Here is a 19,442-nt window from a genome sequence, read left to right on the forward strand (position 1 = left end):
AAATTCATACTAGCAAAAAAATTAGATAGTGTTACGCAGTTTTGCTGCAAGTATACATCTTATCTTGAAGCTGAAAGATTAGGGCAGTTAATCCTAAAAAATGCCGCTACTGAAACTAAAATTTTAAGATTTATCATGCCAGCAAATTTTATTAAATATCAACCAGGAGATTTTATCATATTATATTATCGGAATTATCAATATCAAATTAGAATTATCTCCATGAGATTATTTCGCCTAACAACTGAAATTCACGGAATTATTGATGAAGTTGAGAGTTATATATTCAAGTGAATAGCAGTATATATAAGCAGCAAGAATTTATTTGGAATCTATCCAAGATATATTCCCATCCCGACGGTAATAAACTACATTCATGCGATTAGTATGACTATTTTGAAACATTAAAGCAGGAAGGTTCTCAAGATCCATTTTCATCACTGCTCCACTTACTGATAGAGTTAATATTTCTACAGATTTTTCTGCTATAATTACAGGATTATCATATGCTGCCACATTATCTTCGTCTTCATGTTCATATTGATTGGGTGTTATAGTATATTTAACTGCTTTATTAGATGTTACTTCGGATATTTTAACTCTATCATGACGATCCTTGAGCTTAGATTTATACTTCCTAAGCTGCTTTTCAAGCCTAGCAAGAGCAATATCAAACGCTGAATATATGTCATCTGAAGCAGCGTTACCTTTCAATATCATATGTCTGCCTGTACCATCATTCACTACAATATCACAAACTAGTTGGAATCCTTGTTTAGAAAAATGCACGTTTGCACTAATTATTACATCACAAAAATACTTTTCTGACACCTGCATAGTACGGTTTCTTACATAATCTTGCAAAGAATTCCCAATAGAAATATGTTGACCTGATACTGATATTTGCATAAAATCCCCTTTAATTTAGTTAAGTCAAATATTATACGTAATAGAAAAGAGCTAGCATATACCCAACTACCTATCTATACAACTAATGCATAATCATGTAAATTTCAAGCCATTATTTTGAAATTTTCATAATGTCTTGATAATTGCGTTAAATAGAATGTAAGCTTATATATACTTACTTTAAATTGCTTTTTTAAAATATTATTCAGTTAAAAAGAGATTCTTTGACCGTAATTTTACCTAAATTGTAACATTTTATAGCTAACTTAAATAAGGTTATAATTTTGTTCTAAATAATGTTTTTTTGTTTTTACTATCTACTGAGTTTTGTTGTGATGACTTTCTAAGCCTAGATTTATTGTCCCACTTTGGGAGAAAAACCCCGCACTTGCAGTGCGTCGTTTCAACATAAATTTTAAATATCTTATCAAGAAAAGATAAGAATGAATCATACAGATATTTTTTAACAAAATCTTACACTTCACAGATATATTCTTTTTGTGTTGTGACACTTTCTAAATGAGCCATACACAAATAGTTTCTAACTTTTAAGTTAGTACATACATTAGGCATTCATGCCGTAATATTAAGCTCTGCACTTGCAGTGCAGAGTGGTTAACTACCATACACAATTTGTACTTGCTGTAATATTTTAGTTTTAATATGTTCTGATAAAGCAATATCTTTTAACAATTTGAACTGAAATTGATTGTCTATTACTTTACCAAATGCACAAGAAGTTAACAACTGATAAGCTGTATCAGTATCAAAAATGCCAGAAATTTTACGTTTTAACTGAGCCTGGTGGCTAGTATCAGTACTATATTCTATCTTCTGTAAGTACTGCTCTTTAGCTTTATTCTCATCACTAGATTTAAACTGGAAATTGCTAGAATTAACTTTAGTAGTTTCTCGTAGTTCATGGCTTAAGGCTTTAGCCATATAGTTCAAAAGCACTTTCTTATGACCAAAATGATGATTTGAACAGGAGTTTCGCAGTTAGCAAAATTGCGAATCAGCTAAAAGGCATCTAATGTTGTTCTGAATTGATGTTTTTATAACTTCCCAAGTTTGTTGATATAAAGTAATTTTTTCATTTATCCTCCTTTTGTTCATATCGAGCCAAGCAAATACAGCAAGGCAAATATGATTTCTCTGAGCTCGACCCGTGCGTGCCTGACAGCGTTCAATACCACAAGTTTGTTTTAATTCTCGATGATAAACTTCTATAGACCACCGTGCCTTAACAATTTTCTCTATTTGTTCACGTGTTGGATTTTCTAAGTTAGTTGTTATGTAATCAATGCGACCATTTTTTGCCACAAACTTAAATACCGTAACCCAACCGTATCCACGTAGGTGAATTTTTAGTCCCTCATCAGGAATCTCTAAACTTTCTAAGCTAACATTATGATTAACTTTTCTATTTTTTCTTAGGTTACTAACCCATGTCCAACCTAAATTACGTATATGTTTCAAATTCTCCAAACCGCTATACCACGCATCCATTACTACTGCATCAGGATTGATCCCTCTTTCCTTAGCTAAAGTAAGCATATCACAAAAATGCTCATTCTTTGTTTTTCCATCAGTTTCTTTATCATATATTCTATAATCTACAGGGGTAGATTGATCAGTTTTAGCATTGTAATGCAGTAAGTTGACCATCCCTATACCAGGTATAACATCATGTACAGCTCCAGAATATTGATAATGTACAAGCTCAATTTTCTTACTGTATTGCTTTGACAATAACGTGTCATCTCCCACTAATAAACAAGAAGCTTCCCTATCAATATATTTTGACACTTCTCTGTAGATCCCGCTAGGGCGGAAATCCTTACTATTTAACCATCGACTTGCACTATCATGAGATAGGTTTATTGGACTTACTTCAGATAATGCTTTACCACTATATCTTACGCTACTTGCTTGTAAAAATGATTTATATAAGTCTTTGCTACATTTTGATCTTGCCATGCTTAACTAAAACTCTTTCTTGCTAGATTAACATATTTTTTGCTAAGTGCGAAACTCCTGTTGAATATTCCTCAGCTAGCTTTAATAGTAACTTGTTGATAAAGTCTAAGTTAAATTCTCGATTTGATTTAAACTGCAATAAATCAGCATCTTCTTGAGTTAGAGGATAGAAATCAGCTAATCCTTTTCTTCTGAACCAGCTATTTTTATGTTTTATAACTGGCATAACTGAATTATTAGAGCAATTTGATGGTACTGGTGTCTGATGTTTCTGTGAACTTTTTGAACAACTTTTTGTAGCGTTGTACTGAGTGGCAAAGCAGTTGTCATAGGATTGTCAGTAGATGCTCTAGTATTATCAACTACTTGTGGTGCGTCTGATAGTTTTTGTTCAAATTGTAAGTTTTGTTCAAGATTTTGTAGTGGTAATTGTTGTTTATTGTCCCACTTTGGGAGAAAAACCCCGCACTTGCAGTGCGTCGTTTCAACATAAATTTTAAATATCTTATCAAGAAAAGATAGGATATTTTTTAACAAAATCTTACACTTCACAGATATATTCTTTTTGTGTTGTGACACTTTCTAAATGAGCCATACACAAATAGTTTCTAACTTTTAAGTTAGTACATACATTAGGCATTCATGCCGTAATATTAAGCTCTGCACTTGCAGTGCAGAGTGGTTAACTATCAATTTGATTTTTTTATTTTGAAAAATTTTAGATTTGTTATATCTAGATTTATTAGATATATCTTTATTATTATCTATATATATAGAGTGGTCCAAACTTTTTTGGGGTTGAGGCAAAAAATCTTTGGGGTTGACCCCAAAGTTTTTTGGAGTTGAAGGAAAAATTTTTTCATTTTTAGAATGGTATTTTATTGAAGCAGGTTGGAAATTTCTAGTCAGCTTAATACAAGGAGTATTACGGCATTTAATGCCATATTTAACAACTGTTGAGTTGTAAACTTGAATAAAACCACTTTTTTGCAACTCAAGTAGGCATTGTCTTACACGTTCTTGACAAACACTTAAGTGTTCTTGAAAGAAAGGATAGGTTTCCTGAAGTTCATCAATGCTATTATTATGATAGATTTGCAAACGAAATACGATCAGCGATAGAAGTTGTCGAGAAGTTTTACTTAAAACTTTACCAGTGTTGGAAGAAAGGTTACGCCATTCAGGTGGGACAAAATTACCAACAAAATTATAGAAAATGATTGAATTTTGATCATCAAAATTATGCGTTGCACAATCATTAGTAAAATGCGATGAGCATATAGTGAGCATAAGACCTCAACTTAAACATCAGTTTAGAAGAGGCACTCAAGGTAATTATACTATCATTTTTAAAAACGCGATGAGCATATAGTGAGCATACGGAGTATGTAGGTAAAATTGGTATATTAAGCAAAGCTTGGAGATATGGTGGTGGGCGATAGAGGATTCGAACCTCCGACCTTTACGATGTCAACGTAATGCTCTAACCAACTGAGCTAACCGCCCTTGCTTTTCTGATTTAATTTTATACTTAAAACAACAAAGTATACTCTTCTGCTTTAAAGAATTGCTTTTTCAAATACTTGCAGAGTCTATCGCGTACTCACGTAGCAAATGTACGCCTAGTCCGGTTACCCCTTGTTTGTTGTCCCAATTCTTCAAATCATTTGAAATATATATTAAGTTTTCATAGTAACATGTCTAATCCATAATAGCTTCAATTTCAAGTTTTATTTGCATTATTTTAAATATTCAGCTAGAATTCAGCATAAAATTATTAAGTAAATGACCTTAAAATCTCAAGCTTTTAATATTAGCAATAATTTTGTAGTGGCACTGGATGGTCCAGCAGCATCGGGTAAGAGTACAATTGGTCAAATGTTAGCACAAAAACTTAAGCTTACTTACTTTCAATCAAGTATTGTATATAGAAGCCTTGCTATTTCTTGTATAAACCAGAAAATTGATCTTACTGACATAAATGGAATAATTGAATTATCCAAATCTACGGAATATGTACAAAATTCAGAACTTGATAGTGAGATTGTAGGTAATGTAGCATCAAAAATTGCTATTATACCGGAAGTAAGAAATAACCTAGGAAAATATCTAGGAAAATTAATAAAAACAACTCCTAGAATTATAATGGAAGGTAGAGATATTGGAACAGTAGTGGCCCCCAATGCTGACTTAAAGATTTTTATCAGAGCAGATATTGTTATTAGAGCAAAGAGAAGATATAAAGAGTTGCAAGAAAAAGGAGGAGAATATATATTTGATACAGTTTTGGAACAACTAAAAATAAGAGACAAACGGGATATAGAGCGTGATATTGCTCCAACTCTTCCCCCACAAGGAGCTTTAGAAATTGATACTTCTTATCTATCACCAAAAGAAGTGATTGATAAGATCATGGAGTTTATTTCAGTTAGGTAACATCAACATATTTTATGTGCCATAGGTTGTTTTATCTACATTTTATTAACCATTCATAGTTAATTTAGTTGAATTTGATTACTTAAGGCAAAGAACAACTTGCTTATGTAAATTCAAGTCAATTAACTATAATTTTTATACTAGACGGCACAACTAGTATTAGAGAATAATATGCAAAAATTTAAGAAAAAATTTGTTTCTCAGCTTGCTGAAATTAGCATTCAATCTCACGAAGATTTTGCACAAATGCTTGAAGCCGTAAGTACTAGTCACGTAAAAGAAGGTACTGTTGTCAAAGGTCAAGTAGTAGGGATTGCTAAAGGCATTATCATAGTTGATGTTGGATTAAAGAATGAAGGCAGAGTTCCTATAGAAGAATTTGCTCTAGTTAGTAATCAACCTTTACCAGAAGTTGGCGAGATAGTTGATGTATATATTGAGAAAATTGAAGGACGTAACGGTAGAACTATATTAAGTCGTGAAAAGGCCATTAGAGAAGAATCATGGGGACATTTAGAAATTGCATGTGCCAATAAACAGTTTGTTGATGGTGTAATATTCGGACGTGTTAAAGGTGGATTTACTGTTGACGTATCAGGGGTTGTTGCCTTCTTACCTGGAAGTCAGGTAGATGTTAGACCAATAAAAGATATTGCTTCGTTAATGGGTATCAAGCAGCCATTCCAAATTTTAAAGATGGATAAGAAACTTGGTAATATCGTAGTTTCTAGAAGAGCTATACTTGAGGAATCAAGATCTGAGGCTAGAGACGAAATGTTATCGAAAATTAAGGAAGGAATAATATTAGATGGTACAGTAAAAAATATCACTGATTACGGTGCGTTTATTGCTTTAGGTAATTCAGGTAATGTAGACGGTCTATTGCACGTTACTGATATTTCATGGAGCAGAATAAATCACCCTTCTGAAGTTTTATCTCTAGATCAAAAGGTTAGGGTTATAGTTATAAAATTTAATGAAGAAACTAAGAGAATTTCACTTGGTATGAAGCAACTTGATCATAATCCATGGCAAAGTATAAAAGAAGAATTCCCCGTTGGCAAAATAATGACTGGCAAAGTAACAAATATTGCTGATTATGGGGTATTTATTGAATTAAAAGATGGTATTGAAGGACTCGTTCATTCAAGTGAAATTAGTTGGGTAAAATCAAATCAACATCCTAAGAAAATGCTTACTATTGGTCAAGAAGTTCAATTCACAATTCTAGAAGTTGATACCGATAAACATAGAATATCTCTAAGTATTAAACAGTGTCAAGATAACCCAATTATTGGGTTTGCACATAGTCATGCAATAGGTAGTATAATTAAAGCACCAATACGAAATATCACTGACTTTGGTATGTTTGTAGCACTTGATGACAACATTGATGGTATGATTCATGAAACAGATATAAGTTGGGAAGGCAATGGTACTGAGCTGTTAAAAACATATAAAAAGAATGATCAAATAGAGTGTAAAGTCTTATCAATTGATATTGAAAAGGAACGTATAAGCTTAGGTATTAAACAACTAAGCTTTGACCCCCAGCAAGATGAATTTGGCATGTACAAAAAAAATATGGTCGTTACTTGCTCAGTTACTGAAGTTAAAGATGATGGGATAGAAGTTATTTTAGACGACAAAATACCGGGCTTCATCAAAAAAGCTGATCTTTCTAGTGAAAAAGCTGAACAAAAAACTGAAAGATTTGTCTCTAATGACAGAATTGATGCAAAAATTATTACCATTGATAAGGCATCTCGTAAAGTTACTTTGTCAATAAAAGCACTTGAAATAGAAAAGAGAGAAAAAGCTATCAAAGAATATGGTTCTGCTTATAGTGCTCCTAGTCTAGGAGACATACTTGGAACAGCTCTTGACAATAAAGGAGAGAAAAACGGTAAAACTTGATATTGATTAGACTTTGGCAAACTCACTTATGCTGAGGAATTTAAAGAAGCCACGGAATATTGACCCGCAGCGGACGATGATGTATGTGAGGAGCAGAGTGCCGATAGCACAAATAAGTTACCAACAAAAGTAGAGTTTGTCAAAGATATCTATTATTGTTTTGTAGCAAAATCGAAGCCTTTACTTCAATTTTGCTACTCAATTTTTACCTTTTTACCTAAAAACTTGAAAAGTGGTAAACTAATTTTCAAGTTTTTGTTAAGTAATATATAGGATTTCCCCATGGACAGTTTGATAATTAAAGGCGGTATCCCTCTTGAAGGTAGTATTAGCATTAGTGGGGCTAAAAATTCGGCCTTACCAATTATGACTGCAGCATTACTTATAGATAAGCTTAGTATTAACAATGTTCCAAAGCTTACTGATATTCTCACAATGAAAAAATTACTTGAGAATTTAGGTAGCGTTGTTACTGTAACTGATCATCAAGATCAATTGAGCATGGATATTGACAGCAGCAATATTAATAATTTTACTGCACCATATGATATAGTACGTAAAATGCGTGCTTCTATTTGGGTTCTAGGGCCTCTACTCTCTAGATTTTCTAAAGCTAAGGTTTCCTTACCTGGAGGATGTGCTATAGGTGCTCGACAAGTGGATCTACATGTAGCAGTTCTACAAGCTATGGGGGCAAATATTGACGTCGATCATGGTTATATTAATGCTACAATTAAAGGTAGATTAAAAGCTGTACATTTTGTTTTTAATAAAATATCTGTTGGAGCAACAATTAACGCCATAATGGCTGCTACTTTGGCTGAAGGAGAAACAATATTATTTAACTGTGCTAGAGAACCAGAAATCATTGATCTGTGCCATTGTCTTAGCAAAATGGGTGCAGAAATAGATGGAATTGCTACAAACGAAATAAGAATAATTGGTAAATCTCATTTAAAAAATGTCAATTATTCAATTATGCCGGATCGTATTGAAGCCGGTACTTACATGATTGCTGCTGCTATTACTAAAGGCAATTTAAACATTTATGGAATCAGTAATAATATCGTTGAAAATATAGTATTAAAGCTTATTGAAGCTGGTATAGAAATTTTACCTATTGATAATGGTTTAAGAGTCTCTTATGTAGGTAAATTAAATCCTGTGGACATCCATACAAACCCATATCCAGGTTTTGCAACAGACTTACAAGCTCAGTTTATGAGCCTTATGACTCTTTGCAAAGGTTCTTCTATAATTACAGAAAATATTTTTGAGAATCGCTTTATGCATGTTCCTGAATTATGCAGAATGGGTGCAAATATAACAGTTAACGGAAAGAGTGCTATAATACGGGGTATACCTTTTTTGACAGGAGCAGAAGTAATGGCAAGCGACCTCAGAGCATCAATATCCCTAGTATTAGCTGGACTTGCCGCCAACGATACAACAAGAATACACCGAATCTACCACTTAGATCGTGGATACCAAACATTGGAGAAAAAACTAACCAGTTGCGGGGCAAATATAGTACGAATTACTGGAGGTAATGTTTAAATAAATTTATTGTCCCACTTTGGGAGAAAAACCCCGCACTTGCAGTGCGTCGTTTCAACATAAATTTTAAATATCTTATCAAGAAAAGATAAGAATGAATCATACAGATATTTTTTAACAAAATCTTACACTTCACAGATATATTCTTTTTGTGTTGTGACACTTTCTAAATGAGCCATATACAAATAGTTTCTAACTTTTAAGTTAGTACATACATTAGGCATTCATGCCGTAATATTAAGCTCTGCACTTGCAGTGCAGAGTGGTTAACTCTACTTAGGTAGAACTTCAAGAATTAAGATTCCCGTGACCTAAAGATTGAAGCTGCCCCATTACTCATGTACGTTACGCTGCTCGATTTTGCTACTGCCTAGCTCTTCCTGAAGTTATATAGTCTGTCCGGCAAAACTCTATAAGTCTTATAGATAATAGGGTTTAATGGCAGAAAATAATAAAGAAATCCATAAGAAAATGTTAAAATATGCTAATAAACCTTATGGATTTCAGTCAATATGCCAATAGAAAATATTATCAAATCACAAAAACAAGGAAAACTTTTTGGTTATAAATTAAAAGAAGAATTAAACTCAAATAATAAGCTATATAAATTAAGAGAATTAATAAATTGGTCTGGTCTAGAAGAATGGTTATCAAAAAATGTTTCTATTAAGAGATTTGGTAGAAATAGAAAATGTCATAGAGTGATGCTTGGTGTAACGATGCTACAAGCAATGTATAATTTTTCAGATTCATTAGCAGAGGAAGAACTAAAAGAAAACATGTATTGGCAATATTTCTGTGGGTGGGAATATATAGAAACAGATATAGCGATGTCGGAAACTAGTATAAGAAGATTTCGTAATTTATTAGGTGAATCTGGATATAACGAGATATTAGCAGAGTTGATAAGAGTTGGAATAAGAACTAACACAATTAAAAAAAAAGATTTGGAATTGATAATTGCTGATACAACGGTATAAATTAAGAATATCAAGCACCCACATGATGTTTATAGTCACCTTTTTGGTTAAAACCCCCAGCTTCAGCTGGGAAAGACTTCAGTCCTTGTTCTAATATTTCAATTCACTATAACTTGAATATATGATATTTTAATATACATGAAGAGCTTGCTCTTATGTATATTAAAATATCATATATGACAGATTATAACAAGACTAGCCACACTGTATTTTACCATCGCTTTCATGTTGTTTGGATCACTAAATATCGCTACAAAAGTATTGCAGGGTAACTTATAAGAATTAGGATCAGAGAGATAGCACAGGCATTAGTAATATCTCTTTAGAGTAATAGCGACTTCCAGTCTAGATATCAACCCACCAGCTTCAGCTGGTTGTTATTGAGTGTCCCACTTTGGGAGAAAAACCCCGCACTTGCAGTGCGTCGTTTCAACATAAATTTTAAATATCTTATCAAGAAAAGATAAGATAAGATATTTTTTTAACAAAATCTTACACTTCACAGATATATTCTTTTTGTGTTGTGACACTTTTTAAATGAACCATACACAAATAGTTTCTAACTTTTAAGTTAACCTCAGTTTGATGTAAGAGGAAGGTTGAGATTGTTTAATTTTCCAAAAGCTACAGAAATTTTATTAGGCTTAAAAACATAGGCAAGCAGTCCAGCTAATACGTTAGTTTGAAAATTCATAACAGATCTGTGCCTTGTATGGTCTATATGACAAAGGTTTTTTAGTTGATCGTTAATGGTTTCAATAATATACCTTTTATTTAAAAACCGCTTTTTAATAGGATCTATTATTTTTTCTTTCATATTACTTTTAATTTTTGTTATTAGTTCTAAACCTTGATTAGCAAGGGATTGAGTGAGTTTTTTACTGATATACCCACGATCACCAAAAAGCCAGCCTTGTAATTTATCTACTAAATTTTCCACCACTGCTCTATCATCAACATTTCCTGGAGTTAAAGAAAAACTCATAATCTCTCCGCAACTGTTAATGACAATATGTAGCTTACAACCAAAGAACCACCCAGTGGAAGTCTTACCTCTTTTTGCTATGTCTTTGAATACTTTATGTCTATTAATTCTTAAATTATGGCAAGCAGGAAGTTTAGTAGAGTCGATATAATATTGACCAGTTTGTTTTCCTGATAGGCTTTTTAGCAGTAACACCATGGGCATGAAGCTCATTGGCATTAACTGAATAAAACGACTATAGCTCACAAGTTTTGGAAATTCCTTTCTATAACTTTGACATAGGCAGCATAAATAAAAATCTTTAAAGGTACGGTAGTGACTCAAGTGAAACATTACTATAATAGTAATAATCTCTGAGAGTCCTATACTGCAAACTACTTTACGCTTACGGTTAGGATTTGGTAATATATATTTATTTTGCTCCGTATCAAAATGCTTGCAAAAATCATCAATTAAGCAGAAAATCTCCGTAAGAGGGATCATAATATATTCTCCAATTTTGTTGTTATTATTCGAGAACTTTATAATCCCTCCCTTCTTACTTTTCAAATATTCTTTCTCCTAACACACTAGTTTAAAAGAAGGTTTTATTTTTACCATAGCTCACCACCAACAGTTTGTTTATGTTATTACATAATGCTTAGCATTTTGTTTGGTGCTTACGTCAAACTCAGGTTAAGTTAGTACATACATTAGGCATTCATGCCGTAATATTAAGCTCTGCACTTGCAGTGCAGAGTGGTTAACTCAATCATAGATTATGGGGGCTTTAAATATTTTTGGCGGACGGACTATATAGTCTCCCCGTCAAAAGTCTAGAAGGATAATATATAATATGCTTAGCAGATAAAAATATATAGAGAATCCATAAGAAAAAGCTATAATATTGGCAAAAAACTTAAGGATTATCTGATTAATGCCGATAGAAAATATAACAAAGTTGCAAAGACAAGGACAACTTTTTGGTTACAAACTGACCGAAGAATTAAACCACAATAATAAATTATATAAATTAAGATCATTAATAAATTGGTCTAGTTTAGAGGAATGGTTGTCAGCAAATGTTGATATTAAGAAATTTGGTAGGAATCGCAGATGTCACCGCCTGTTACTTGGGGTGACTATGCTGCAAGCGATGTATAACCTGTCAGATGCAGCGACTGAGGAAGAGTTAAGAGAGAACGTATATTGGCAGTATTTTTGTGGTTGGGAATATTTGCAGAAAGATGCTGAAATATCAGAAGCTAGTATCCGTCGGTTTCGTACTATATTAGGAGAAGATGGCTACAATGAGATATTAAAGGAGCTGATAAGAATCGGATGCAAAGCAGGTGTAGTAAAAAAAAAGACTTAGCATCGATAATAGTTGATACTACTGTACAAATTAAGAATATTAAGTATCCCCATGATGTGTACTTGATGGATAAGGCAAGAATAGAGCTAGTAAAGCTATGTCATGCCTTAGGCATCAAGTTAAATGAAACATATGCCAAGCAATATAAAAGAGATATATTAAAATTATGGAAATATAAGGATAATAGTAAAGCCAAGAAGCGTAAGAAAATAATGAGGCATTTAAAAGTATTACTGGGTCGTTTAGTTAGGATATGTCAGCGAGAAATAGCTAAAGCAAAGTTAAGTTTATCGGCAAGACAACAAGAAATACTGAATAAGATAAAAAAGATACAAGTACAATCTATATTGAGTAAAGCAGAAAAAGAACAATATAAAGAAGAGAATAAAATATTATATAGTTTTCATGCACCGGAGGTAGAGTGCATTGGTAAAGGGAAATTAAACAAGCCATACGAGTTTGGTAATAAGGTTTCGATAGCAGTAAGTGGTCGGGGTAACTTTGTATTAGGGACAAAATCTTTTCATGGCAATCCATATGATGGGCATACATTATCGGAGACTGTAGAGATTGTAAAAGAATTAACAGGAGTTGAAGTAGCAAGAACCTTTGTTGACTCAGGTTACAAGGGGAATAATTTTAAGGAGAAGGGCAAAGTGTATAGCCCATATTGCAAGAAGAAACTATCGTCAGATGATAAGGCAATGCTCAAGAGACGGAGTGCCATAGAACCGATAATAGGGCATCTTAAAAGTTATGGTAGAGTTGGCAGAAACTACCTGAAAGGGGTAATAGGAGATGTCATTAATCCGTTAATTTCCGCTGTAGGATTGAACTTACGGTGTATTGCGAATCATTTACTCAAAACAAATTTTTCTACATAGAAATTAGTCAGTAAAAAAATAATCAAATAATTACAAAATCGTTAATAAATCATCATGCAAAAATTCTCTAAAAATCATCTTTTTGTACCAAAAATTTAAATCAAAAAAATTAAACTCTCAAATTTTATACAAGAATTTTTGGCTAAGGTATTAAATTTTGAATTTTTCTTAATTTTTAGCACTTTTGACGGGGAGACTATATACTCTTCTGCTTTGAAGAATTGTTTTTTAAAAATATCATGGATTCGCATGCGTGACTATACTATATGCACGTTCCGCTTGCTCACCATTCATTTTCAAATCCAATTCTTCAAATCATTTGAGTATACTATCGTCTATCAACTCTTGAAATCATAGCAGTATATCACCTCGGGAAAATGAATTTTCAATTTACGCAGCGAGCTTATCTCTCAATACTTCAATTAATTTATTAATTGCTTCGTCAGGATTTATATTCTCAAGAATTGCAAGCTCCCCAGCTAGCCTATTTAAGGCTGATTCATAAATAGTCCTTTCACTATAAGATCGGTCACTATCAACATTTTTATAGAGATCTCGTACCACTTCTGCTACAGATACTACATTACCAGAATTTATTTTACCCTCATATTCTTGTGCTCTTCTACTCCACATCCTATTACCTTGCTTAGCTTTACCCTGAAGCGTTGAATATATTACAGCTAAATCAGTTTTACTAACAAGTTTTCTAAGACCCGAAATAGCAGCTCTGTTTACCGGTACTTTCAAAGTCATTTTGTCTTGAGGGAATGATATTACATAAACCTTAATATCAGTACCAGCTATGACTTGGTGTTCTACATTTACTATCTCTCCAACTCCATGAGATGGATATACAATTCTTTCTCCTACTTTAAATTCAGACGATGTTGACATGCTTACTCCTTTCCATTATAAAAACTTAGACCATGGTCAATTGATTTGAATTTGTGTCAGTGAGTTGCAAATAATTAAATCATAACTATAGATATTTTGCAAATCACAATACTAAAGATAACACTCCCTAAATATACTTGAATGTGACTCCAAATTAGATTTGAAAATGAGGAGAGAACACACTAGACGTACATACGGTACGGGAGTCTTTGATATTTTCAAATAACAATTCTTCGAAACAGAATTAGTATACAGACTAATTTTACTCTGTGGTAGTATAGCATATTTTAGAAGGATAACAAAGTATAAGTTATAAAAAAAATATTACCCTACCTAAAACAAAAGAAAAATAAGTTGCCTTTTGCTCTAATATTGGTTAGTATCTCAGCTCTTTAGGCTAGGTAGCAAAGTGGTAATGCCGTGGACTGCAAATCCTCAATGCGCCGGTTCGATTCCGGCCCTGGTCTCCATTAAAACAAACTGTACGTAATATGGTAGAGTTTATCGAACAATTCCTAGAAATGATGATAGCGGAGCGTGGTGTAGCTAATAATTCCGTACTTGGCTACAAAGGTGATCTGTTAGATTTCCAGAAATTTTTATCACAGAATAAATTGTTAGAGCTGAATATTAAAGCTGAAAATATTAGAGACTGGATAGAATATTTGGCAGGAAATGGCTTGCAGGCAAGATCAATCAACCGGAAGATATCCACTATAAAAAACTATTATGAATTTTTAATTAGCGAAAAGCATACCAATTATAATCCTGTTTTGATGGTAGATTTACCAAGATATCAAGCTAAACTTCCTTCTACATTATCAATTGATAAAATCAAAGATTTACTTTTCTATTGCAATCAAGACAAAAATCCTAATTCCATACGCCTAAAAGCAATGATTCATTTATTATATGCAAGTGGGTTACGTGTTTCTGAGCTTGTCAGTATAAGGTTAACTGATATTTTAGTAAATCAAATGTCCCAAAATATTAGAAAAATATTTTCAATAATCGGTAAAGGTAATAAAGAAAGAATGGTGATAATCAATGAACAGGCTACCATAAGTTTGTCTGATTATTTAACTATTCGTAGTAAATTTATAAGCAAAAAACACCCTAAAAGTCAAATTTATTTATTTTGTTCTTCTTCAACTAATGGTCATATGACTAGGCAGAATTTCGCAATTCTGTTAAAACAAGCATCTATTAAGGCTGGGCTAGACCCAAGTAATATCTCCCCACATACTTTACGTCACAGTTTTGCAAGCCATTTGTTAGAAGGCGGTGCAGATCTTAGGGTAATTCAAGAACTACTTGGACATGCTGATATTAGTACTACCCAAATTTATACACATATACAAACAAAGCATCTAAAACAGGCTTTAGATCATCATCCGCTTAAATTATCTACACTCAAATGATGTAAAGAATTAGAGCGTAAAACAAGGGGTGAATGAGCATTTTCTAAAATAGCAATTTATAGTTTAATCCTCCTTTTTTTTTGAATTCTTTGTAATATCACTATTATCTTCTATATCAGAATCTATTTTAGGGTCTGTATCAGGTATGTCGTCAGGGTTTGCATCATATGGATCTTGATATTTGGCAACACATATATCCAACACATTAAATAAGGGTGTATTATATGTGTATTATATAATGTTCCTTTGTCATTATGCCCAAATCTTGTAATGTCTTCACCCCAACCCTTACTATCCACTTGAGCTCCGTACTTAAGTAATATTTCTACTGCCTGATATTTAGCGTTCAATGCGGCTTCATGTAAAGCTGTCCTTTTTTCATAACCTAGCACATCTACCGTAGCACTAGACTTAATTAATAACTCTATTGTAAACCCTTCTTTTGCCACTATACGTAATGGAGTTCTGCCATTTATATCTTTGGCATTAATATTAAAGTTAGGCGACTTTAACATTCTGCGTACTAACTCAATATTTCCCATCTTAACTATATCATATTTTTCCTACCCACTAAGCATATTTATAAAAAAATTTATACAACATAGGTTAGAAAATATTGCATCTTTTTAAAAATAAAAAGCAATAAATGCTTTAAATAGTCAAAATTTTAGTTTATTGTCCCACTTTGGGAGAAAAACCCCGCACTTGCAGTGCGTCGTTTCAACATAAATTTTAAATATCTTATCAAGAAAAGATAAGAATGAATCATACAGATATTTTTTAACAAAATCTTACACTTCACAGATATATTCTTTTTGTGTTGTGACACTTTCTAAATGAGCCATACACAAATAGTTTCTAACTTTTAAGTTAGTACATACATGAGGCATTCATGCCGTAATATTAAGCTCTGCACTTGCAGTGCAGAGTGGTTAACTATAACTTTATAATTAAAATATCATGGTTTCTTATGGAAGATGTTAATAACTATTGGGATAATTCAAAATACCAGTATTGTGCATATGCTGAGAGGTTGCTTAAGGAGTTAATTTTGCTAAATGAAAAAGTAAAGCAACCAATAAACATGTATGAAGTCAAAAAAGGCATCTACTATGCTAAAAAATATCATGGCAGTCAAATGAGGCAGTCCGACGAGCCGTATTATTCACATCCGATTGAAGTGGCTTATATGCTTGCCCAGTACACAGCCTTAGAAATTCCACGATTGTTTAGAACAGACATGATTGTTACCGCATTACTGCACGATACCATTGAAGATACAAAACTGACTGAACCCATGATTGCTTACATCTTTGGCAGTCAAGTAGCTAGTCAAGTGCAAGATTTGACTAGGGTCAAGCCTCATGGCAAGATTAGCTCGGCAGAAACATTAAATATATTATTTCAACAAAAAAAACATGATGTAGCATTGATTAAAATTTTTGACCGAATTCATAATTTAGAAACTTTAGGAGCTAAATCACCGGAAAAAATAAGGCAAATTGTACAAGAGAGTATGAGGGAGTTTGTAATAATCACTATGTACTTAGAAATCCCACAATTAACACAAAAATTACTACGGTTATGTTACCAATATTTATCTATTATTACACAGTCTTTTCCACAAAATCAACCTTTGGCATTTTCTAAGGATACGCTACTTTTTTCTCCAACCTTTCAAAATGAAATAGCCCAAATGCGAACCCTAGGCTGATTAAACAAAATAGGATAAGCAACCCCCAATGACCAAAATATTCAGTTAGATATATTGGTCCAAAGGATACAATGACATATATAAAAGCACGTGATAGGGCATATGTAAGAGTAGCACAGGTAAAACGTTTAAATACAGGAAAGTGCTTATAAAAAATTGGGTTAGCCGGCATATTATCAGACATTAACAAAACAACAAATGCTTGAAGTAGGAAAACATCTAAAGAATTTCTAAGGTTATTTAATAAGTACGGACAACTTAAAGACAGGATAATTAGAGCTACTAATTTCACTCTTAAAATTTTTAATGGATAAATTCTTGAACTTAGGTATGTTCTGATTATAAAACTTAATAAAGTTATTAAAGAAATAATAAAGTTTTGATGAATAACTTGTTCTGCTGTATAAGCAAAAGAATCTTTTAGTACATTAGCGCAATAAATATACACAAAATAAAAACTTGCGGGGGCTGAACATTCCATTAAAAAATAATGGTATGGACCTACCCTATATACAGAATGAGAAGCGTATGCTAATCTTCTAGGATAGGAAATGAATCCTAAACAACAATAAGGAGGTCCATATGGAAGTTACCACAATTGGTATAGATATTGCAAAAAGAATTTTTCAAATTCACGGTGTAGATAAAAATGGCAAGACAATATTAAAGAAGAAATTAATGAGAGAACAGGTTTTAACTTTTATGGCTAACGTACCAAAATATCTAGTAGGCATGGAAGCTTGCGGTGGAGCTAGCTATTGGGCAAGAGAATTAATAAAATTAGGTCATAATGTAAAACTAATGGCACCACAGTTTGTTAAGCCTTATGTCAAAACCAATAAAAATGATCAAGCTGATGCAGAAGGAATATGTGAGGCAGTAGCAAGACCTAGTATGAGGTTTGTACCCATTAAAACTGTAGAGCAACAAGATATTTTATTTATTCATAGGGTAAGACAGAGATTGGTAAAAAATCGTACTGCACTTGCTAATGAGATTAGAGGGCTATTATATGAATTTGGTTTTACTATTCCGCAAGGAATCAATAAGATTATAACAAAATTAACTGAGATTTTAGACGAAGGGGATTTAAGTCAGCTAAGCTACCAAACATTTAGTGAGTTAAAAGAAGAATTTGTAAAAAATGATAAAAAAATAAAAGAGCTAGAACAACGATTAAAAATCATAGCTAGCCAGTATAGTAATCACCAACAACTAATGATGATACCAGGTATAGGTTTAATAACTGCCACAGCCTTAATAGCCTCAATAGGTAATGCTAGTTGTTTTGAAAATGGTAGGCAATTATCAGCATGGCTGGGATTAGTGCCAAGGCAACACTCTAGTGGTGGCAAAAATAAGTTGCTTGGTATTAGTAAAAGAGGTGATATCTATTTACGTACTTTGTTAATTCAAGGGGCAAGATCCATTCTGAATAGCAAGATAAGATTTACCACGGAAGAACAAAAATCTAAAAAAGATTATAGCAAGTTTACTGAGTAGATGTTTAATTTATCTGAGAGAAACGGTCATAATAAAACAGTTGTCGCGGTAGCTAATAAGCTAGCAAGGGTGGTATTTGCATTACTTAGTTCAGGTGATGATTATACCGAGAGTAAAGTTTGTAGTTAAAAAACTACTCCAAATAATTGATGAAATGACATTATAGGTAATAGAAGTTTAACAAATTCCAATCCGGAATATGCGAAGAATGATAATATTGATGGTAAATAAGACGAACCTTAGCTTACAAAAAAACTGATTTAGCTAAGGGCTATTTATAAGTCGATAAAATAATAAGTATAAGTTTGTAAGCCCGCGAATTCCATCAGGGCTATAGGATAAATTGCTTGATTTATTGTCTATAAGCCGGATACATGACTGCATTCAATTTTTTTGCTGTTATATATTATTTTTTTCTTGCATTGTTGGGTAGGTCCATACATAAGCTATTTTAACAATTTTTTCTTGCAAAATAGGATGATTTGCTAATAATTTATAATCTTCAGCAGCTTTTTCTAAACTTATTTTTAATTGTCGTTTTGCGTCGGCAAATTCTATTGTTTCTCTAAGACTTGTTCTAGCTATAACACCGACCAGTGCAACCACTGTACCAATCCAAAAAGCCATCCGCCAATTAAAGCCATAAGAAGTAACAAGTGAGGCAAGACCTAAAGCTGCTGTCCCACCTAAAGCGGCAAGAACAGAAATTATTGCTACAGCTGGATATCGTGCTGGCGGAGCTATAGTTTCAGTTAGGTAAAGTTCAGCTCCAATTACTTCACCCATAGAAGATATACCCTGAACAATACGACATATAGTAATAATGATAGAAGCACTAATACCTATTTACGTGAATTCGGGATAAGGATATTGTGAACATGTAGATTAATACCAATTGCAATAATTAA

22 protein-coding genes, 2 tRNA genes and 3 pseudogenes are annotated in these 19,442 nt (G+C 32.7%); 11 read left to right on the forward strand and 16 right to left on the reverse strand.

The genetic code is table 11. The features are described 5' to 3' along the window. Nucleotides 1-321 precede the first annotated feature (321 nt). The 9 genes and pseudogenes from hpf to AAHN00_RS07175 all read right to left on the reverse strand — a co-directional run bounded on the left by hpf (nt 322) and on the right by AAHN00_RS07175 (nt 4,395). Entirely contained in the window at nt 322-909 is a 588-nt protein-coding gene (gene hpf / locus AAHN00_RS07140) for a ribosome hibernation-promoting factor, HPF/YfiA family (protein WP_341752190.1), read from the reverse strand. Between the two features lie 317 nt (nt 910-1,226). Then, nucleotides 1,227-1,421, reverse strand: a complete 195-nt coding sequence (locus tag AAHN00_RS07145) for a hypothetical protein (protein ID WP_342272520.1) — start codon at nt 1,419-1,421, stop codon at nt 1,227-1,229. A 36-nt stretch (nt 1,422-1,457) separates the two neighbouring features. Further along, a complete protein-coding gene (locus AAHN00_RS07150) occupies nt 1,458-1,589 on the reverse strand; it encodes a hypothetical protein (RefSeq protein WP_342272521.1) in 132 nt (43 codons plus the stop codon). Beyond that, nucleotides 1,528-1,887 (reverse strand): annotated as a pseudogene (locus tag AAHN00_RS15065) (hypothetical protein); the annotation flags it as partial. The gene AAHN00_RS07150 and the pseudogene AAHN00_RS15065, both read right to left, overlap by 62 nt. A gap of 21 nt (nt 1,888-1,908) precedes the next feature. Next, nucleotides 1,909-2,889 carry a transposase gene (locus AAHN00_RS07155; RefSeq protein WP_342271025.1) on the reverse strand — a complete coding sequence of 327 codons (981 nt, stop codon included), beginning with the start codon at nt 2,887-2,889 and terminating at the stop codon, nt 1,909-1,911. 22 nt (nt 2,890-2,911) lie between these two features. After that, nucleotides 2,912-3,115, reverse strand: a complete 204-nt coding sequence (locus AAHN00_RS07160) for a hypothetical protein (RefSeq protein ID WP_342272522.1) — start codon at nt 3,113-3,115, stop codon at nt 2,912-2,914. Continuing rightward, on the reverse strand, nt 3,103-3,468 hold the full coding sequence (locus AAHN00_RS07165; RefSeq protein ID WP_342272523.1) for a hypothetical protein: 366 nt from the start codon (nt 3,466-3,468) through the stop codon (nt 3,103-3,105). Before AAHN00_RS07165 ends, AAHN00_RS07160 begins: the two co-directional genes overlap by 13 nt. A gap of 87 nt (nt 3,469-3,555) precedes the next feature. Next, nucleotides 3,556-4,179, reverse strand: a pseudogene (locus AAHN00_RS07170) (hypothetical protein); the annotation flags it as partial. A gap of 139 nt (nt 4,180-4,318) precedes the next feature. Further along, nucleotides 4,319-4,395, reverse strand: a tRNA-Val gene (locus AAHN00_RS07175). A gap of 279 nt (nt 4,396-4,674) precedes the next feature. On the opposite strand from AAHN00_RS07175, the gene cmk reads away from it, so the two are divergent. From cmk to murA, 3 genes are all read left to right on the forward strand, one after another. Then, complete coding sequence (cmk, locus tag AAHN00_RS07180) at nt 4,675-5,325, forward strand: (d)CMP kinase (RefSeq protein ID WP_341747382.1); 651 nt, start codon at nt 4,675-4,677, stop codon at nt 5,323-5,325. A gap of 171 nt (nt 5,326-5,496) precedes the next feature. Further along, nucleotides 5,497-7,242: a 30S ribosomal protein S1 gene (locus AAHN00_RS07185; RefSeq protein ID WP_342272524.1), complete on the forward strand. Its 1,746-nt coding sequence runs from the start codon at nt 5,497-5,499 to the stop codon at nt 7,240-7,242. A gap of 282 nt (nt 7,243-7,524) precedes the next feature. Beyond that, on the forward strand, nt 7,525-8,799 hold the full coding sequence (gene murA, locus AAHN00_RS07190) for a UDP-N-acetylglucosamine 1-carboxyvinyltransferase (protein WP_342272525.1): 1,275 nt from the start codon (nt 7,525-7,527) through the stop codon (nt 8,797-8,799). Here the strand turns inward: murA and AAHN00_RS07195 are convergent. After that, a complete protein-coding gene (locus AAHN00_RS07195; protein WP_342272526.1) occupies nt 8,780-8,962 on the reverse strand; it encodes a hypothetical protein in 183 nt (60 codons plus the stop codon). The two genes, murA and AAHN00_RS07195, sit on opposite strands and share 20 nt — an antisense overlap. A 349-nt stretch (nt 8,963-9,311) precedes the next feature. On the opposite strand from AAHN00_RS07195, the gene AAHN00_RS07200 reads away from it, so the two are divergent. Continuing rightward, the gene (locus tag AAHN00_RS07200) at nt 9,312-9,779 is read left to right on the forward strand and encodes a transposase (protein ID WP_342272527.1); all 468 of its coding nucleotides are present in this window, start codon (nt 9,312-9,314) and stop codon (nt 9,777-9,779) included. A 377-nt stretch (nt 9,780-10,156) separates the two neighbouring features. On the opposite strand, the gene AAHN00_RS07205 is transcribed toward AAHN00_RS07200, so the two are convergent. Together AAHN00_RS07205 and AAHN00_RS07210 are read right to left on the reverse strand one after the other, a co-directional pair. Next, on the reverse strand, nt 10,157-10,309 hold the full coding sequence (locus tag AAHN00_RS07205; RefSeq protein ID WP_342272528.1) for a hypothetical protein: 153 nt from the start codon (nt 10,307-10,309) through the stop codon (nt 10,157-10,159). Nucleotides 10,310-10,356: 47 nt separating this feature from the next. Further along, complete coding sequence (locus tag AAHN00_RS07210; protein ID WP_342270981.1) at nt 10,357-11,247, reverse strand: IS982 family transposase; 891 nt, start codon at nt 11,245-11,247, stop codon at nt 10,357-10,359. A gap of 433 nt (nt 11,248-11,680) precedes the next feature. On the opposite strand from AAHN00_RS07210, the gene AAHN00_RS07215 reads away from it, so the two are divergent. Then, nucleotides 11,681-12,118: a transposase gene (locus tag AAHN00_RS07215; protein ID WP_342270975.1), complete on the forward strand. Its 438-nt coding sequence runs from the start codon at nt 11,681-11,683 to the stop codon at nt 12,116-12,118. Then, nucleotides 12,085-13,002, forward strand: coding sequence for a transposase (locus tag AAHN00_RS07220; protein WP_342271532.1), 918 nt, complete (start codon nt 12,085-12,087; stop codon nt 13,000-13,002). Before AAHN00_RS07215 ends, AAHN00_RS07220 begins: the two co-directional genes overlap by 34 nt. Before the next feature lie 390 nt (nt 13,003-13,392). On the opposite strand, the gene AAHN00_RS07225 is transcribed toward AAHN00_RS07220, so the two are convergent. Then, a complete protein-coding gene (locus AAHN00_RS07225; RefSeq protein ID WP_342259416.1) occupies nt 13,393-13,896 on the reverse strand; it encodes a CarD family transcriptional regulator in 504 nt (167 codons plus the stop codon). Between the two features lie 395 nt (nt 13,897-14,291). Between AAHN00_RS07225 and AAHN00_RS07230 the strand changes: the two genes are divergently transcribed. Together AAHN00_RS07230 and AAHN00_RS07235 are read left to right on the forward strand one after the other, a co-directional pair. After that, a tRNA-Cys gene (locus AAHN00_RS07230) sits at nt 14,292-14,366 on the forward strand. A gap of 21 nt (nt 14,367-14,387) precedes the next feature. After that, complete coding sequence (locus AAHN00_RS07235; RefSeq protein WP_342272529.1) at nt 14,388-15,317, forward strand: site-specific tyrosine recombinase XerD; 930 nt, start codon at nt 14,388-14,390, stop codon at nt 15,315-15,317. Between the two features lie 122 nt (nt 15,318-15,439). On the opposite strand, the gene AAHN00_RS07240 is transcribed toward AAHN00_RS07235, so the two are convergent. Next, nucleotides 15,440-15,859, reverse strand: a complete 420-nt coding sequence (locus AAHN00_RS07240) for an ankyrin repeat domain-containing protein (RefSeq protein WP_342272530.1) — start codon at nt 15,857-15,859, stop codon at nt 15,440-15,442. A gap of 125 nt (nt 15,860-15,984) precedes the next feature. Then, nucleotides 15,985-16,146: a hypothetical protein gene (locus AAHN00_RS07245; RefSeq protein WP_342271033.1), complete on the reverse strand. Its 162-nt coding sequence runs from the start codon at nt 16,144-16,146 to the stop codon at nt 15,985-15,987. Between the two features lie 222 nt (nt 16,147-16,368). Between AAHN00_RS07245 and AAHN00_RS07250 the strand changes: the two genes are divergently transcribed. The 3 genes and pseudogenes from AAHN00_RS07250 to AAHN00_RS15070 all read left to right on the forward strand — a co-directional run bounded on the left by AAHN00_RS07250 (nt 16,369) and on the right by AAHN00_RS15070 (nt 18,663). Next, complete coding sequence (locus tag AAHN00_RS07250; protein WP_342272531.1) at nt 16,369-17,031, forward strand: HD domain-containing protein; 663 nt, start codon at nt 16,369-16,371, stop codon at nt 17,029-17,031. Between the two features lie 582 nt (nt 17,032-17,613). Continuing rightward, a pseudogene (locus AAHN00_RS07255) lies at nt 17,614-18,465 on the forward strand (IS110 family transposase); the annotation flags it as partial. 69 nt (nt 18,466-18,534) lie between these two features. Beyond that, a complete protein-coding gene (locus AAHN00_RS15070) occupies nt 18,535-18,663 on the forward strand; it encodes a hypothetical protein (protein WP_410521424.1) in 129 nt (42 codons plus the stop codon). A 270-nt stretch (nt 18,664-18,933) separates the two neighbouring features. Here AAHN00_RS15070 and AAHN00_RS07260 read toward each other — a convergent pair whose 3' ends face one another. Then, nucleotides 18,934-19,380, reverse strand: a complete 447-nt coding sequence (locus AAHN00_RS07260) for an MFS transporter (protein ID WP_342272612.1) — start codon at nt 19,378-19,380, stop codon at nt 18,934-18,936. Nucleotides 19,381-19,442 lie beyond the last annotated feature (62 nt).

This window comes from Candidatus Tisiphia endosymbiont of Parasteatoda lunata (assembly GCF_964030955.1).
Classification (GTDB): domain Bacteria; phylum Pseudomonadota; class Alphaproteobacteria; order Rickettsiales; family Rickettsiaceae; genus Tisiphia.

What these genes read in the sequence shown, in the direction of transcription:
- hpf (WP_341752190.1), bottom strand. Translation starts at nt 909, where the DNA reads ATGCAAATATCAGTATCAGGTCAACATATTTCTATTGGGAATTCTTTG.
- AAHN00_RS07155 (WP_342271025.1), bottom strand. Translation starts at nt 2,889, where the DNA reads ATGGCAAGATCAAAATGTAGCAAAGACTTATATAAATCATTTTTACAA.
- AAHN00_RS07160 (WP_342272522.1), bottom strand. Translation starts at nt 3,115, where the DNA reads ATGCCAGTTATAAAACATAAAAATAGCTGGTTCAGAAGAAAAGGATTA.
- cmk (WP_341747382.1), top strand. Translation starts at nt 4,675, where the DNA reads ATGACCTTAAAATCTCAAGCTTTTAATATTAGCAATAATTTTGTAGTG.
- AAHN00_RS07185 (WP_342272524.1), top strand. Translation starts at nt 5,497, where the DNA reads ATGCAAAAATTTAAGAAAAAATTTGTTTCTCAGCTTGCTGAAATTAGC.
- murA (WP_342272525.1), top strand. Translation starts at nt 7,525, where the DNA reads ATGGACAGTTTGATAATTAAAGGCGGTATCCCTCTTGAAGGTAGTATT.
- AAHN00_RS07200 (WP_342272527.1), top strand. Translation starts at nt 9,312, where the DNA reads ATGCCAATAGAAAATATTATCAAATCACAAAAACAAGGAAAACTTTTT.
- AAHN00_RS07210 (WP_342270981.1), bottom strand. Translation starts at nt 11,247, where the DNA reads ATGATCCCTCTTACGGAGATTTTCTGCTTAATTGATGATTTTTGCAAG.
- AAHN00_RS07215 (WP_342270975.1), top strand. Translation starts at nt 11,681, where the DNA reads ATGCCGATAGAAAATATAACAAAGTTGCAAAGACAAGGACAACTTTTT.
- AAHN00_RS07220 (WP_342271532.1), top strand. Translation starts at nt 12,085, where the DNA reads ATGCAAAGCAGGTGTAGTAAAAAAAAAGACTTAGCATCGATAATAGTT.
- AAHN00_RS07225 (WP_342259416.1), bottom strand. Translation starts at nt 13,896, where the DNA reads ATGTCAACATCGTCTGAATTTAAAGTAGGAGAAAGAATTGTATATCCA.
- AAHN00_RS07235 (WP_342272529.1), top strand. Translation starts at nt 14,388, where the DNA reads ATGGTAGAGTTTATCGAACAATTCCTAGAAATGATGATAGCGGAGCGT.
- AAHN00_RS07240 (WP_342272530.1), bottom strand. Translation starts at nt 15,859, where the DNA reads ATGGGAAATATTGAGTTAGTACGCAGAATGTTAAAGTCGCCTAACTTT.
- AAHN00_RS15070 (WP_410521424.1), top strand. Translation starts at nt 18,535, where the DNA reads ATGTTTAATTTATCTGAGAGAAACGGTCATAATAAAACAGTTGTCGCG.